The 15,220-nt window shown below is 69.8% G+C and carries 10 protein-coding genes; 7 read left to right on the top strand and 3 right to left on the bottom strand.

Annotated elements, in window-relative coordinates; translation table 11 throughout:
- The first annotated feature begins 172 nt into the window (after positions 1-172).
- Entirely contained in the window at positions 173-1,162 is a 990-nt protein-coding gene (locus VPH61_RS02880; protein WP_332062009.1) for an HAD family hydrolase, read from the top strand.
- Positions 1,163-1,169: 7 nt separating this feature from the next.
- On the opposite strand, the gene VPH61_RS02875 is transcribed toward VPH61_RS02880, so the two are convergent.
- Together VPH61_RS02875 and aspS are read right to left on the bottom strand one after the other, a co-directional pair.
- On the bottom strand, positions 1,170-2,075 hold the full coding sequence (locus tag VPH61_RS02875) for a formylglycine-generating enzyme family protein (RefSeq protein ID WP_442879057.1): 906 nt from the start codon (positions 2,073-2,075) through the stop codon (positions 1,170-1,172).
- 71 nt (positions 2,076-2,146) lie between these two features.
- The gene (aspS, locus tag VPH61_RS02870) at positions 2,147-3,490 is read right to left on the bottom strand and encodes an aspartate--tRNA(Asn) ligase (RefSeq protein ID WP_332062007.1); all 1,344 of its coding nucleotides are present in this window, start codon (positions 3,488-3,490) and stop codon (positions 2,147-2,149) included.
- Between the two features lie 73 nt (positions 3,491-3,563).
- On the opposite strand from aspS, the gene VPH61_RS02865 reads away from it, so the two are divergent.
- The 6 genes from VPH61_RS02865 to pulA all read left to right on the top strand — a co-directional run bounded on the left by VPH61_RS02865 (position 3,564) and on the right by pulA (position 14,572).
- Entirely contained in the window at positions 3,564-4,208 is a 645-nt protein-coding gene (locus VPH61_RS02865; RefSeq protein ID WP_332062006.1) for a histidine phosphatase family protein, read from the top strand.
- Complete coding sequence (locus VPH61_RS02860) at positions 4,208-4,801, top strand: TlpA family protein disulfide reductase (RefSeq protein WP_332062522.1); 594 nt, start codon at positions 4,208-4,210, stop codon at positions 4,799-4,801. The genes VPH61_RS02865 and VPH61_RS02860 overlap by 1 nt, the downstream gene beginning before the upstream one ends.
- Before the next feature lie 3 nt (positions 4,802-4,804).
- Positions 4,805-5,557 carry a cytochrome c biogenesis CcdA family protein gene (locus VPH61_RS02855; protein ID WP_332062005.1) on the top strand — a complete coding sequence of 251 codons (753 nt, stop codon included), beginning with the start codon at positions 4,805-4,807 and terminating at the stop codon, positions 5,555-5,557.
- Positions 5,541-7,301: a cytochrome c biogenesis protein ResB gene (gene resB, locus VPH61_RS02850; protein WP_332062004.1), complete on the top strand. Its 1,761-nt coding sequence runs from the start codon at positions 5,541-5,543 to the stop codon at positions 7,299-7,301. Before VPH61_RS02855 ends, resB begins: the two co-directional genes overlap by 17 nt.
- A 9-nt stretch (positions 7,302-7,310) precedes the next feature.
- Positions 7,311-8,306, top strand: a complete 996-nt coding sequence (gene ccsB, locus VPH61_RS02845) for a c-type cytochrome biogenesis protein CcsB (protein WP_442879043.1) — start codon at positions 7,311-7,313, stop codon at positions 8,304-8,306.
- 188 nt (positions 8,307-8,494) lie between these two features.
- Positions 8,495-14,572, top strand: a complete 6,078-nt coding sequence (gene pulA, locus VPH61_RS02840; protein ID WP_332062003.1) for a pullulanase-type alpha-1,6-glucosidase — start codon at positions 8,495-8,497, stop codon at positions 14,570-14,572.
- Positions 14,573-14,654: 82 nt separating this feature from the next.
- On the opposite strand, the gene VPH61_RS02835 is transcribed toward pulA, so the two are convergent.
- Entirely contained in the window at positions 14,655-15,080 is a 426-nt protein-coding gene (locus tag VPH61_RS02835) for a hypothetical protein (protein ID WP_332062002.1), read from the bottom strand.
- Positions 15,081-15,220 lie beyond the last annotated feature (140 nt).

Raw genomic sequence — 15,220 nt, 5'->3', positions numbered from 1 at the left:
GACGGCGCTCGAGCGCCGGAGACCGATCGCGGGCCGTGTCGTCATCGGCAGGGCGCACGCCGTGTGCCACGGTTGGTGGAAGCCGTCGGGGGTCGACGGCGTCTGAACGGGAAGGGCGAGCGCAGCGGCATCCGTCACCGTCGTCGCCCGCCCAGGACGGGGAGACCGACTGATGAACACCCAAGCCCCGCGGGTGCTGCCGTCGTGGACGGACGGCGCGACCCGTGACGCGATCGTCGGCTTCGTGGCATCCGTCACGGAAGGCCCCGGCGCCGTGCCCGTCGAGGAGCGCATCGCGGTCTTCGACAACGACGGCACGCTCTGGACCGAGAAGCCCATGCCGACCCAACTGCACTACATCGTCGAGCAGTGGAAGGTGCAGGCGGTCGCCGACCCCTCGCTCGCGGAGAAGCAGCCCTACAAAGCGGCCGTCACGGGCGACTACGGCTGGCTCGGCGCGGCGATCGACAAGCACTACGAGGGCGACGACAGCGACCTGCAGATCCTCATCGGCGCTCTCGTCGGCATCACCGCGGGAATGAGCGTCGAGGAGTACGCGGCCAGCGTGGGCGAGTTCTACGAGACGGCCAGGCACCTCGCCCTCGGCCGGCCTTACGCCGAGGCGATCTACGCGCCGATGGTCGAACTCATGCGGTACCTCGAAGCGCACGGGTTCACCGTCTACATCGTCTCGGGTGGCGAGCGCGACTTCATGCGACCGATGACCCAGCAGTACTACGGCATCCCTCCCGAGCATGTCGTCGGTTCAGCGCTCGGACTCGCGTGGGACGCGGATTCGGGCGACGTTCGCTACACCGCCGGCCTCGACTTCTTCGATGACGGTCCCGAGAAGCCCGTTCGCATCTGGAGTCGTATCGGGCGCCGGCCCCTCATCGCCGGTGGCAACTCGAACGGCGACCTTCCGATGCTCGAGTTCGCCAGAAAGGGAGGCGGCCTCGCCCTGCTCGTGCACCACGACGACGACTCGGGTCGCGGCGACACTCCGTACGACCGAGGTGCCGAGCAGGCGCTCGCCGCGGCATCCCTTCGACAGGCTCAGGACGGCGCCGTTCGACCCGCTCAGGACGGCAGCGACCGCGGCATCACGGTCGTCAGCGTGGCGCGCGACTGGTCGAGGATCTTCCCCGACCCGGTCGCGTAGAGCGGTGTCAGGAGCGCGCGCAGCGGAACCCGATGTGCGTCGTCGCCGAGTCGTCGGCCTGCGGTGAGCGGGCCGCCGGGCGATAGCGCAGGCAGTAGTCGGGGGAGCAGAGGTGCGAGCCACCCTTGAGCACCCGGCGCGGGATGCGCGAGCCGGGTTCGGCCGAGGCCGCGGCGAGCAGGTTCGGTCGCCGTTCGGCGTCGACCGCCTCGATGCCGGGCGGGTTGTGGCGCGCCGTGTAGAAGTCGGTCGTCCACTCCCACACGTTGCCGGTCACGTCGAAGAGCCCGTAACCGTTCGCCGGGAACGTCTTCACGGGTGAGGTGCCGGCCCAACCCTCGGCGCCCGTGTTGCGGTAGGGGAACGAGCCCTGCCACCGGTTCACCATGAGCCGGCCGTCGGGGAACTCCTCATCGCCCCACGCGAACCGCGCGCCGTCGAGTCCGCCACGCGCGGCGAACTCGAGCTCGGCCTCGGTGGGCAGGCGCTTGCCGGCCCACACGGCGTAGGCCGAGGCATCCTCGAAGCTCACCTGCACCACCGGGTGGGTCGGGCGATCGACGAGCGCGTCGACGGATGCTGCGGGGCCGAACGGATTCCGCCAGCTCGCGCCGGCACCCCAGCGCCACCACTGCCGCCACTCGCGCAGATCGACGGGGCCCGAGGTGGGCGTGAACACGAGGCCGCCGGGCACGAGGTCGGCCGGATCGACACCGGGGAAGTCGGCCGGGTCGAGCGGCCGTTCGGCGACCGTGACGTAGCCGGTCGCCTCGACGAAGGCGGCGAACTGCTCGTTCGTGACGGGGTGCACGTCGAGTTCGAACGAGCCGACCGTGCGCTCGTGCACGGGCGTCTCGTCGGCGTAGAACTCCTCGGAGCCCATGCGGAACGTGCCGCCCTCGATGCGGATCATGGGCGTAGGCTCGGTCATCTTCCGAGCCTACGGGGAAACATCAGGCGGGCGCCCCGGTGCCCGCGAGCGAGCTAGGGCAGCAGGCGGGTCGGGCCGCGGAAGAGGTACGTGGTCTCGCGGATCGACTGCTCGCCGAGCATGAGCATCAGCACGCGGGCGAGGCCCATGCCGAAGCCGCCGTGCGGCGGCACGCCGTAGCGGAAGAAGTCGAGGTAGAACTCGAGCTCCTCCGGGTCCATGCCCTTGTCGCGCGCCTGCTCGACGAGCACGTCGATGCGGTGCTCGCGCTGCGCGCCCGTCGAGATCTCGACGCCGTTGTAGATGAGGTCGTAGGAGTTCGTGAGGCTCGGGTCGCCCTCGTGCCGCATGTGGTAGAACGGCCGGATGCTCGACGCGTAGTCGGTGAGGAAGACGAAGTCGTGGCCGAACGCCTCCTTCACGTACGCCGAGATCTGGCGCTCGCCCTCGGGGTCCATGTCGTCGTCGGCGCGGGGGATCACGTAGCCGCGGTCGGCGACGATCTGCTTCGCCTCGGCGAGCGGGATGCGCGGGAACGGGCGCGACGGCACCTGCAGCTCGATGCCGAAGAGCTCGGCGATGTCGGCACCGTGCTTGGCGACGACGGCCTCGATGCCGGCGACCATGAGCTCCTCGTGCAGCGCCATGACGTCTTCGTGCGAGTCGATCCAGCTGATCTCGGTGTCGACCGAGGTGAACTCCGTCGCGTGGCGCGACGTGAACGAGGGGTCGGCGCGGAACGCGGGCCCGACCTCGAACACGCCGCCGAAGCCGGCCGCCTGCGCCATCTGCTTGAAGAACTGGGGGCTCTGGGCGAGGTAGGCCTTGGTCTCGAAGTACTCGACCTCGAAGAGCTCGGCGCGCGACTCCGACGCCGAGGCCATGAGCTTCGGGGTCTGGATCTCGATGAGGCCCTTCTCGACCCACACGCCGCGAAGCGCGTGGAGGAAGGTCGTCTGGATACGGAAGATGAGGGCCTGCTTGGGGTGACGCAGGTCGAGGAAGCGCCAGTCCATGCGCTTGTCGAGGCTCGAGTCGGCCGCGATGGGCGTCTCGGGGTTGGCCGCGGTGACGACCTCGAGCGAGGCGATCTTCACCTCGAGGCCGCCGAGCTTGACGCGCTCGTCGTGCTTCAGCTCACCGGTGGCGGTGATGAAGGAGCCGTGGGCGAGCGCCGAGATGGCCTCGGTCGTCGCCAGGCGAGCGGATGCCTCGGCGTCCGCGCCGTCCTCCACCTCGCGGGTCGCGGGGTTCACGAGCTGCACGGCACCCGACTCGTCACGAAGGATGACGAACTGCACCTTTTTCTGATCGCGCACGGTCTCGACCCATCCGGACACGGTGACGGGGCCGTCGGCGAGGGCGGCGAGGTTCTTGACGAGGGTGCGGGTACTCACGATCGACCATCCTACCCGTGGGGGTTCCGACGCTCGGCGGATTCAAAGGAAGGCGCTCTCTAGACTGGAAGCCGTGCCGGCCGACCAGATCCATCTCGTGCGCCATGGCGAGGTGTTCAACCCCCAGGGCGTGCTCTACGGACGGCTCTCGGGATTCGGCCTCTCCGACCTCGGTCGCAGCATGGCGCAGGCCGCCGCCGACGATCTCGTCGCCCGCGATCGACGGGTCGGCGCCCTCGTCTCCTCGCCGCTGCAGCGCACGCAGCAGTCGGCCGAGCCGATCGCCGCAGCCTTCGGCCTCGAGCCCGTGCTCGACGAGCGGGTGATCGAGCCCGAGAACCGCTTCGAGGGCAAACGCATGCGCGGCGCCGACGGCGCGCTCCGCGACATCCGCAACTGGCCGCTGCTGGTGAACCCGTGGGAGCCGAGCTGGGGCGAGCCCTTCCGCTCGATCGCCGACCGCATGCTCGCCGCCATCGGTGACGCCTGGCAGGCGGCCGACGACGGCGACGTCGTGATCGTCAGCCACCAGCTGCCGATCTGGATGGTGCACCGCCGACTCGCAGGCCTCTCCCTCGCGCACGATCCCCGGCGCCGGCGCTGCGGGCTCTCGAGCATCACGACGCTCGAGCGGCGCGGCGACCGATTCGTCGAGGTCGGCTACACCGACCCTGCGGCGGGACTCGCTGCACAGGCCACAGACGTAGGAGCAGTGTGATGCGCGCTCGTTGGTCGTTGACGGCGGTCGCCGTGGCATCCGCCCTGCTGCTCACCGGGTGCACGAGCGATCCGCTCGCCGACCAGTTCCGCGAGGGCAGCGGCAAGAACTACATCGCCGGCGACGGCACGATCACGGTCTACGACTCCGCCGATCGCAGCGACCCCATCGAGTTCTCGGGCGAGACCGTCGAGGGTGAGCAGTACGACTCGGCGGATGACGCGGGCAAGGTCCAGGTCGTCAACTTCTGGTACGCGGGCTGCGCGCCGTGCCGCGCCGAAGCGCCGATCCTGCAGGAGGTGCACGAGGCGGTCGACCCCGCCGACGTGAGCTTCGTCGGCGTGAACGTGCGGGATCAGGCGGGCACCGCCGCACCGTTCGAGAAGGACTACGGCATCGGCTACCCCTCGGTGCTCGACGTCGAGAGCGGTGAGGCGCAGCTCGCGTTCGCCGGCAAGGTGCCGCCGGCCGCGGTGCCGACGACGATCGTGCTCGACCAGGACGGTCGGGTCGCCGCGCGCGTGCTCGGCCAGTTGAAGGACGCCTCGATCCTGCAGACGATCATCGACGACCTCCTCGCCGAGCAGGCCTAGCGCATGGGCGCGGGCGAGATCGTGCTGAACGGGCAGCTGCTCGCGGCGATGCCGATCGCGATCGCCGCGGGCCTCGTCTCCTTCCTCTCTCCGTGCGTGCTGCCGCTCGTGCCGGGCTACCTCGGCTACCTCGGCGGTTTCACGGATGCCTCGGCCGACGCCGCCACCGAGCGGAAGAACCGCCGACGGCTGCTGCTCGGGGTGCTGCTCTTCGTCGTCGGGTTCACGATCGTCTTCGTGAGCTTCAACCTCGTCGCGGGCTTCGCCGGGTCGTGGCTCGTGCGCTACGCCGACGCCATCGTGCGCGTCGCGGGCGTGTTGCTGATTCTCATGGGGCTCGTCTTCATCGGCCAGTTCACGTTCATGCAGCGCACGATCAAGCCGTCGTGGCGACCCGCGACCGGCCTCGCCGGGGCGCCGCTGCTCGGCATCGTGTTCGGCCTCGGCTGGACCCCGTGCATCGGCCCGACCCTCGCCGTCGTGCTCGCCCTCAGCGCCGACTCCGCGTCGGCCGGCCGCGGCGTGCTGCTCGGCCTCGCGTACTGCGTGGGCCTCGGCATCCCGTTCCTGCTCGTGGCAGCCGGCTTCAGCTGGGTCACGGGCTCCCTCGCCTTCCTCCGTCGCCACATCCGCGCGATCAACATCGCGGGAGGTGCGCTGCTCATCGTGATCGGCGTGCTCATGGTGACGGGCATCTGGTCCATCTGGATGTACGAGCTGCAGGCGGTGATCACGGGTTTTGTCCCCGCAATCTGACCCCGGCGCGCCCTCGCGGCCCGCCGACCACATCGACTCGACCGAGGCCGACCCCGGCGAGACGCCCGTCAACCAGCCGAAGCTCGGCTTCGTTGGCTGGCTCCGCTTCGCCTGGCGGCAGCTGACGAGCATGCGCACCGCGCTGTTGCTCCTGCTGCTCCTCGCGATCGCCGCGGTGCCCGGCTCGCTCGTGCCGCAGCGCTCGAGCGACCCCAACGGCGTCACGCAGTACTTCGACGACAACCCGAGGCTCGCGCCGATCCTCGACAACGTGCAGATGTTCGACGTCTACACGTCGGCGTGGTTCTCGGCGATCTACCTGCTGCTCTTCGTCTCGCTCATCGGCTGCATCATTCCGCGCACGAAGCACCACTTCGAGGCGCTGCGGGCGCGGCCGCCGCGCACCCCGGTGCGCCTGTCGCGTCTCGCGGGGTTCACCGAGCGTGAGCTTCCCGAGGGCGAGACGGCCGCCGCGGCGATCGACTCCGCGGCGAAGCAGCTGCGCCAGGCCGGCTACCGCGTGGAGCGGTACGAGCTGCGCGGCGAGCCATCCGTCTCGGCCGAGCGCGGCTACCTGCGCGAGACCGGCAACCTCGTCTTCCACACGGCGCTCGTCGGCGTGCTCGTGGCCGTCGGCTTCGGCGGTGGATTCGGCTTCTCTGGCCAGCGCGTGATCGTCGAGGGCCAGACCTTCGTGAACACGCTCGCCGCCTACGACTCGTTCAACCCGGGGCGCTTCTTCTCCGATACCCGCCTGACGCCCTACAAGCTCTCGCTCGAGCGCCTCGATGCGGTCTACGAGACGCGCAATCAGGAGGCGATCGGCCAGCCGATCGACTTCGCGGCGCACGTGACCGTGCAGGGGCAAGGCGACGAGCCCGAAGACCGCACCGTCAAGGTCAACGAGCCGCTCTACACGCACGGCACCGACGTGTACCTGCTCGGCAACGGCTACGCGCCGACGATCACCGTGCGGAACGCCGACGGCGAGGTCGTCTTCACCGACGCCGTGCCGTTCCTGCCGCAGGACGCGAACCTCACCTCGATCGGCGTCGTGAAGGTGCCCGACGGCATGCCCGAGCAGCTCGGCATGGTGGGCTTCTTCTACCCGACGCAGACCGAGCTCACCTCGGGTGCGTACACCTCGAGCTACCCCGACCTGATCCTGCCGGTGCTGACGCTCAACGTCTACGAGGGCGACCTCGGCATCGACGAGGGCACGCCCACCTCGGTGTACGCGCTCGACACCTCGACCCTCGAGCAGCTCACCGGCGGCAAGACCGGCGTCGACTCGATCGAGCTGAAGCCCGGTGAGACCACCGAGCTGCCGAACGGCCTCGGCACGGTGACCTTCGAAGACGTCACGCCGGGTGCCGCGCCCGCGGTCGACGTGGGTGCCGACGCCGGCGACGATGCCGACGCTGCGGCCGCCGACCGCAACTACGCGCAGAGCGTGCCGCGCTTCGCGAGCTTCGACGTGCACCACGACCCGACGCAGATGTGGGTGCTCGCCTTCGCGGCGCTCATCCTCGGCGGGCTCCTCGTCTCGCTCTTCGTGCCGCGCCGGCGCATGTGGGTGAAGGCCGTGACGAGGCCCGACGGCCGCGTCGTGCTCGAGTACGCGGCGCTCGCCCGCGGCGAGGACCCGGGCCTCGAAGAGGCCGTGACCGGCTTCGCCGACAAGCACGCCGGCCCCGCGGCATCCTCGGCGACCGCGGATGCCCCCGAGAAGTCTTCGACGTAAGGTAGAACAGTGCAGTTGACCCTCGACGAGATCTCCATTCTCTGCGTGTATTCGGCCATGGCCGTCTACGCGATCGCGTTCATCGCGTTCTCGATCGACCTCGCGAAGCGCGGGGCAGCAGCCACGGCAGCAGCGGATGCCGCAGCTCGCGTCGAGGCGAAGGAGACCGTCGCGGTCGGCGCACCGCGCAGCCCGCGCTCTGCGGTCGCGGCGAAGCCGGCGGCATCCGTCGCCTACGGCCGTTCGCCCGCACTGCGCGTCGGCGTCGCGATGACGGTGCTCGCGTGGCTCCTGCACCTCTCGGGCACCGTGCTGCGCGGCCTCGCCGCGAGCCGGGTGCCGTGGGCGAACATGTACGAGTTCGCGCTCACGGGCACGCTCATCGTCACCACGGTCTTCCTCATCGTGCTCGTGGTCGTGAAGCTCGACCTGCGGTTCCTCGGCACCTTCATCACGGGCCTCGTGCTCGTGCTGCTCGGCATCGCCACGGTGAACTTCTACGTGGGCGTCGTGCCGCTGCCGCCGGCGCTGCAGTCGCCGTGGCTCGTGATCCACGTGTTCGTGGCGAGCGCGTCGGTCGGCCTCTTCGCCCTCGGATTCGCGCTCTCGGTCGTGCAGCTCATGCAGGCGCGCCGCGAGTCGATCCTCGCGTCGGCGAAGGCCGCGAAGCTCACCTTCCTCGCGACGCTGCCCGATGCGGTCACGCTCGAGAACCTCGCGTACCGCATCAACATCATCGGCTTCATCATGTGGACGTTCACCCTCATGGCCGGGGCGATCTGGGCCGAGAAGGCCTGGGGCCGCTACTGGGGCTGGGACACCAAGGAGGTGTGGACCTTCATCATCTGGGTGGTCTACGCCGGCTACATCCACGCTCGTGCGACACGAGGCTGGCGGGGCTCGCGCTCGGCGTGGCTCGCGATCATCGGCTTCTCCACGGTGCTCTTCAACTTCACGGTCGTGAACCTCTTCTTCAAGGGCCTGCACGCCTACTCGGGTCTCTGATCCGTCGCGGCCTGCCGCTCCAGCATGCCTGAGAGCGTTTGCACTCTTGCGCGCCCCTGACCGGCGCGCAAGCCGTGAGCGCGTGCCATCCGAGCTGTAAGCGCTTGCATTAACCCGTGATCCGCTGCTAGCGTCGCCGCCAGTGGTCGGAGGAGGCACGTCGTCGTGCCGGGAATCGGGAGTCAAGGATGACGCAACGCGCACGTGCACGAAGCTGGTTCGCCCTCGTGGTGGCAGGAGGGCTCGCGGCATCCGTGCTCACCGTGGTGCCGGGCCTCGCCGCCTCGGCTGACGAGGCGCGCACCTTCGCCCTCGTCGGCTCGCTGCAGAGCGAGCTCGGCTGCGCCGGCGACTGGGATCCGGCCTGCGCCGAGACCGAGCTGACCGCCACCGGCACCCCGGGTGTCTTCGCGGCCGACTTCACGATCCCCGCCGGCACATGGGAGTACAAGGTCGCCGTGAACGACGGCTGGGACGAGGCCTACGGGCTGAACGGCGGCGGCGACAACATCCCGCTCACGGTCGCGGGCGACACCGCCGTGCGCGTGGTCTTCGACGACAACCTCAAGAAGGTCGGGCTCGAGGCGACCGATGCCACGCTGCGCGGCGCCTACGACGCGGCATCCGATGCCGAACTGGTGGCCGACCCCGTGCGCCAGGCCGGCAGCGACGAGGTGTTCTACTTCGTCATGACCGACCGCTTCGCCAACGGCGACCCGTCGAACGACACGGGCGGCCTGGCCGGCGACCGGCTCGCAACGGGCTACGACCCCACTGACAAGGGCTTCTACAACGGCGGCGACCTCGCGGGCCTGCGGCAGCAGCTCGACTACATCGACGGCCTCGGCACGACGGCGATCTGGCTCACCCCGAGCTTCAAGAACCGCCCGGTGCAGGGCGAAGGCGCGAACGTGAGCGCCGGCTACCACGGCTACTGGATCACCGACTTCACCCAGATCGACCCGCACCTCGGCACGAACGCCGAGCTCGAGGCGCTCATCGCCGAGGCCCACGACAAGGGCATCAAGGTCTACTTCGACATCATCACGAACCACACGGCCGACGTCATCGACTACGAGGAGCAGCAGTACTCCTACATCGACCAGGCGACGAGTCCCTACCTCGACGCCGACGGCGCCGCCTTCGACCCGGCCGACTTCGCCGACGCCGACACCGGTGCCGACTTCCCGGCGCTCGACGCCGCGTCGAGCTTCCCGTACACGCCGAGCCTCACGGCAGACGACGCCGAGCTCAAGGTGCCGGCCTGGCTCAACGACCCCACGCTGTACCACAACCGCGGCGACTCGACGTGGGAGGGCGAGTCGGTCACCTACGGCGATTTCTCGGGCCTCGACGACCTCATGACCGAGCACCCGACCGTCGTGAACGGCTTCGTCGACGTGTACCAGCAGTGGGTCGATCTCGGCATCGACGGCTTCCGCATCGACACCGCCAAGCACGTCAACTTCGAGTTCTGGGAGCAGTGGTCGACCGAGGTGCTCGACTACGCGCACGCGGCCGGCAAGCCCGACTTCTTCATGTTCGGCGAGGTCTACGACGCCGACCCGCAGAAGCTCAGCCCGTATGTGCGCAACACCGACATGAACTCGGTGCTCGACTTCACCTTCCAGTCCCAGGCGGTGAGCTTCGCGGCCGGCAACTCGGCCAAGAACCTGCAGTCGCTCTTCGCCGGTGACGACTACTACACGACGCCGGGCTCCTCGGCGACGGCGTTGCCGACCTTCCTCGGCAACCACGACATGGGTCGCGTCGGCTACTTCCTGCAGTCGACGGATGCTCCGCTCGCACGTGACGAGCTCGCGCACGAGCTGCTCTTCCTCACTCGCGGCCAGCCGGTCGTCTACTACGGCGACGAGCAGGGCTTCGCGGGCACGGGCGGCGACAAGGACGCCCGGCAGACGCTCTTCGCGAGCCAGGTGGCCGAGTACCAGAACCAGCCGCTCGTCACGGGTGAGACGGCGGGCAACGTCGACCGCTTCGGCACGGATGCCCCGCTCTACGCGCACATCTCCGAGCTCGCCGCCCTGCGCGCGGCGCACCCGGCTCTCGCGACGGGCGCGCAGATCGAGCGCTACGTCGACAACGGCGCGGGCGTCTACGCCTTCAGCCGCGTCGACCGCACCGAGCAGGTCGAGTACCTCGTGGCCGCGAACAACGCGAACGAACCGCGCACCGTCGACGTGTCGACGCTCACGAAGGACGGCGCCTTCTCGGTGTTGTCGGGCGACGGCGCGGCCGTCACCGCGAACGCCGACGGCGTCGCCTCGATCACCGTGCCGCCGCTCAGCGCGGTCGTCTGGAAGGCCGACCGTGCGGTGAGCGCGCCCGACGCGGCATCCGCCATCTCGGTGTCGACGCCGGTCGCCGGTGCGGGCGTGACCGGCATCACCCCCGTCGTCGCCGACATCGACGACGCGACCTGGCAGGAGACGAGCTTCGCCTGGCGCGTCGCCGGTGCCACGGGCGATGACGCCTGGCACGCGCTCGGCACGGCAGAAGACACGAGTCCCCGCGTGTTCCACGACACGGCGGGCCTCGACGCGGGCACCCTGCTCGAGTACCGCGCGATCTCGACGGATGCCGCGGGCAACCGTGCCGCGGCGAGCACCTACGCCTCGGTCGGCAACGCCGTGAACCTGGTCGACGAGGAGGAGCCCGAGCAGCCGATCGACCTCGTGACGGTGCCCGGCTCGCACAACTCCGAGATGGGCTGCGCGGGCGACTGGGCTCCGGGCTGCGAGGCTGCGAAGCTGACGCTCCGCGCCGACGGCATCTACTCCGGCACCTTCGACGTGGCGCCCGGCGACTACGAGTACAAGGTCGCGATCAACGGCAGCTGGGACGTCAACTACGGCGCGAACGGCGAGCCGAACGGCGGCAACGTCACCTACTCGCACGCGGGCGGGCCGATCACGTTCTTCTGGAACCCCGACACGAAGGTCGTCTCCTCGACCGCCGAGGGCCCCGTCGTGACGCTGCCCGGCAGCTTCCAGTCGGAGGTCGGATGCCCCGGCGACTGGCAGCCCGACTGCCTCGCCTCGCTCGTGCAGGACGGCGACAAGGACGGCGTCTTCACGTTCGCGACCGACGAGATCACCGACGGCGCCTACGAGACGAAGGTCGCGCACGGCCAGTCGTGGGACGAGAACTACGGCGTCGGCGGCGCCCCCGGCGGAGCGAACTACTCGTTCACGGCCACGACGGGCAAGCTCGTCGAGTTCCGCTACACCCTCGCCACGCACGTGCTCGAGATCGTCGTGACCGACCCGCCCCTCGCTGGCACGGGGGAGGCGCGCGCGCACTGGGTCGACGAGACCACGCTCGCGTGGCCCGCCGAACTGCTGGCCGGCGCAGAGGCGACGGATGCCTCGTGGACCCTGGAGCACTCGGGCGACGCCTCGCTCGTGGTGGCCGATGGCGAGGTCACGGGCGGCGGCGACGTCGTCGTGCTCGAACTCGACCCGGCGGGCCTCTCCGACGAGCAACTCGCGGCGTTCCCCGCGCTCGAGGGGTACCTCGCCCTGCGGCCGGTCGGCCTCGACCGCGCTGAGGTGCAGAGGCTCCTCACCGAACAGCTCGCGGTCGCGCAGCGCGTCTCGACCGGCTCGACCAGTGATGACGAGCTGACCGCATTCACCGGCGTGCAGCTGCCCGGCGTGCTCGACGCGCTCTACGGCGACGCCGTGGCATCCGTGCCGCTCGGTGTCACGTGGGAAGGTGACGACGCGAGCCTCGCACTCTGGGCGCCGACTGCGCAGTCGGTGTCGCTCGAGCGGTGGAGCGCCGGGGCATCCGGTGACCCTGAGCTGATCGAGGCGACCTTCGACCCGGCCGACGGCACCTGGAGCGCCGACGGCCTCACCGCCGGGGACGAGTACCGCTGGTCGGTCGAGGTCTACGCGCCGACGACCGGCGCGATCGAGACGAACTCGGTCACCGACCCGTACTCGGTCGCACTGACGGCCAACTCGGTGCGCTCGGTCGTCGTCGACCTCGACGACGAGTCGCTGCGCCCCACGCAGTGGGAGGAGACCCCGGCACCCGTCGTCGAGCGCCCGGTCGACCGTGCGATCTACGAACTGCACGTGCGCGACTTCTCGATCGGCGACGAGACCGTGCCCGAGGCCGAGCGCGGCACCTACCGCGCGTTCACCCGGGACTCCGCCGGCACCGCGCAACTCGAGCAGCTCGCCGAGGCCGGCATCAACACCGTGCACCTGCTGCCGACGTTCGACATCGCCACGATCGAAGAGCACCGCGCGGCGCAGGCGACCCCCGACTGCGACCTCGCGTCGTTCGGGCCCGCCTCCCCCGAGCAGCAGGCGTGCCTCAACGCGATCCGCGACCTCGACGGCTTCAACTGGGGCTACGACCCGTTCCACTTCCAGGCGCCCGAGGGCTCGTACGCCGTCGAGCCCGACGGCGGCGCACGGGTCGCCGAGTTCCGCGAGATGGTCGGCGCGCTGCACTCCACGGGCCTCCAGGTCGTGCTCGACGAGGTCTACAACCACACGGCGGAAGCCGGCCAGGGCGGCAAGTCGGTGCTCGACAAGATCGTGCCGGGCTACTACCAGCGCCTGAACGCGGCGGGCAACGTCGAGACCTCGACGTGCTGCCAGAACGTGGCGACCGAGCACGACGTGGCGCAGAAGCTCATGGTCGACTCGGTCGTGCTCTGGGCGAAGGAGTACAAGGTCGACGGCTTCCGCTTCGACCTCATGGGCCACCACTCGAAGGTCAACATGCTGGCCGTGCGTGCCGCCCTCGACGAGCTCACGCTCGAGGAGGACGGGGTCGACGGGTCATCCGTCTACCTGTACGGCGAGGGCTGGAACTTCGGCGAGGTCGCGAACAATTCCCTCTTCGAGCAGGCCACGCAGGGCCAGCTCGGCGGCACGGGCATCGGCACCTTCAACGACCGGCTGCGCGACGCCGTGCACGGCGGCAGCCCGGTCGACGCCTCGTCGACGTTCCAGCAGGGCTTCGGCACCGGCCTCGGCACCGACCCCAACGGTCAGCCGGGCACGCCGTCGCAGGCCGACCAGCTCGCCGACCTCGGCCACCAGACCGACCTGGTGAAGCTCGGCCTCGCGGGCAACCTGCGGGCCTACGAGCTGACGGATGCCTCGGGGCAGACCGTGCGCGGCGACGCGCTCGACTACCGCGGTGCGCCGGCCGGCTACGCCGATCAGCCCGACGAGGTCATCAACTACGTCGACGCCCACGACAACGAGACGCTCTACGACCTCTCGGTGTTCAAGCTGCCCGTCGGCACCTCGATGGCCGACCGGGTGCGCATGAACACGCTCGAGCTCGCGACCGTGACCCTGTCGCAGTCGCCGTCGTTCTGGCACGCCGGCACCGAGCTGTTGCGCTCGAAGTCGCTCGACCGCAACAGCTACAACTCGGGCGACTGGTTCAACCGCATCGACTGGACGGGGCAGGAGTCGACCTTCGGCTCCGGCTTGCCCGGCGAGGCCGACAACGGTGAGAAGTGGTCGGTCATGGCGCCGCTCCTCGCCGACCCGGCCCTCAAGCCGGGTGCAGCGGACATCGCCGCGGCCGAGGCATCCGCTCTCGACCTGCTGCGCGTGCGCTCGTCGGTCGACCTGCTGCAGCTCGGGTCTGCCGAGCTCATCGATGAGAAGGTGACGTTCCCGAACAGCGGAGAGGGCGCGACGCCCGGCGTGATCGCGATGCAGATCGACGACCTCGTGGGCGACGACGTCGACCCCGAGCTCGACGGCGCACTCGTCGTGTTCAACGCCTCGCCCGAGCCGGTCACCGAGACGCTCGCAGGGCTCGCCGGTCGCGAGTTCGCGCTCGCCGAGGCGCAGGCGAACGGTTCCGATGCGGTCGTGAAGACGACGACGTGGGATGCCGCGACGGGCACGGTCACCGTGCCCGCCCGTAGCGTCGCCGTGCTCGTCGACGAGCAGCCGCCGCCGGCGGTCGCCACGTTCACGGTCGCTGCGCCGAACAAGCTGCTCGCGAAGGCCGGCTCGGCCGTTCGGATGCAGGGTCAGGTGTTCGCCATCGACGGCAACGCACCGGAGGGCACCGTGCAGGTGTTCGACGGCGGCACCGTCATCGCCGAGGTCGAACTCGTGGTGGGTGACCGCGGACGCTTCGAGGTCAAGCTGCCGAAGCTGCCCCGCGGCCTGCACGTGCTGCGCACCGAGTTCGACGGTGGCGAGGGCTTCGCCGACTCGCAGTCGTTCCCGGTGCCGATCCTGCTCTGGTGATCGGGTATTCGTCGGTCGAGTAGCCGACGAAGGAGGCGTGTCGAGACCTCGGAAGGGGCCTCGATACGCCTCCTTGTGCCGATCAGGCCGGCGGGAACGGCAGTTCGACGCCGCAGCTCGCGAAGCTGCCGGCGATGTCGGCTCCGTGCGCGGCGAAGATCTCATCGATCCCCTGGCCGTCGCCGGCCTTGTCCTCGTGCGGGTTGTTGCCGGCGACGACACCGTCCTGGCCGTTCGCACCCTTCACGTGGATGGTGAACGACGTGGGTGCGCCGGTCGCCGCATAGGCGTTGAGCACGCACGCCGCGTCCTCCTCGGACAGGCCGGCCGTCAGCTCTTCGACGTGAACGGTGAACCAGGCCTGCGAGTTCGATGCGCCCGCGTTTCCCGCGTCGGAGCGGTTCGGGTTGAAACACTCGTGCGCGTAGGCGGCCGCGCCGGTGCCGAGCGCGACGGCGGCGGCGAGCGCGACGCCCGCGCCGATGTTGGTCAGAGTTCGCTTGAACATGTGTGGTTCCTTCGGGTTGGTGAGGTGCGCAAGCCGATGCGCGCACGAACCCCACGGTCGCGCCTGGTTCGGCGCGAGGCATCCGTGCTCTCCCTGAATAGCGGAGTATGGCTCACGTTTCCCTCCCCAAAGGTGGGGGT

This window comes from Agromyces sp. CCNWLW203 (assembly GCF_036576125.1).
Lineage (GTDB): Bacteria > Actinomycetota > Actinomycetes > Actinomycetales > Microbacteriaceae > Agromyces.
The sequence above is the reverse complement of the archived record's forward strand: the minus strand, read 5'-3'. Positions and strand labels throughout refer to the sequence as shown.

What these genes read in the sequence shown, in the direction of transcription:
- VPH61_RS02880 (WP_332062009.1), top strand. Translation starts at nt 173, where the DNA reads ATGAACACCCAAGCCCCGCGGGTGCTGCCGTCGTGGACGGACGGCGCG.
- VPH61_RS02875 (WP_442879057.1), bottom strand. Translation starts at nt 2,075, where the DNA reads ATGATCCGCATCGAGGGCGGCACGTTCCGCATGGGCTCCGAGGAGTTC.
- VPH61_RS02860 (WP_332062522.1), top strand. Translation starts at nt 4,208, where the DNA reads ATGCGCGCTCGTTGGTCGTTGACGGCGGTCGCCGTGGCATCCGCCCTG.
- VPH61_RS02855 (WP_332062005.1), top strand. Translation starts at nt 4,805, where the DNA reads ATGGGCGCGGGCGAGATCGTGCTGAACGGGCAGCTGCTCGCGGCGATG.
- pulA (WP_332062003.1), top strand. Translation starts at nt 8,495, where the DNA reads ATGACGCAACGCGCACGTGCACGAAGCTGGTTCGCCCTCGTGGTGGCA.
- VPH61_RS02835 (WP_332062002.1), bottom strand. Translation starts at nt 15,080, where the DNA reads ATGTTCAAGCGAACTCTGACCAACATCGGCGCGGGCGTCGCGCTCGCC.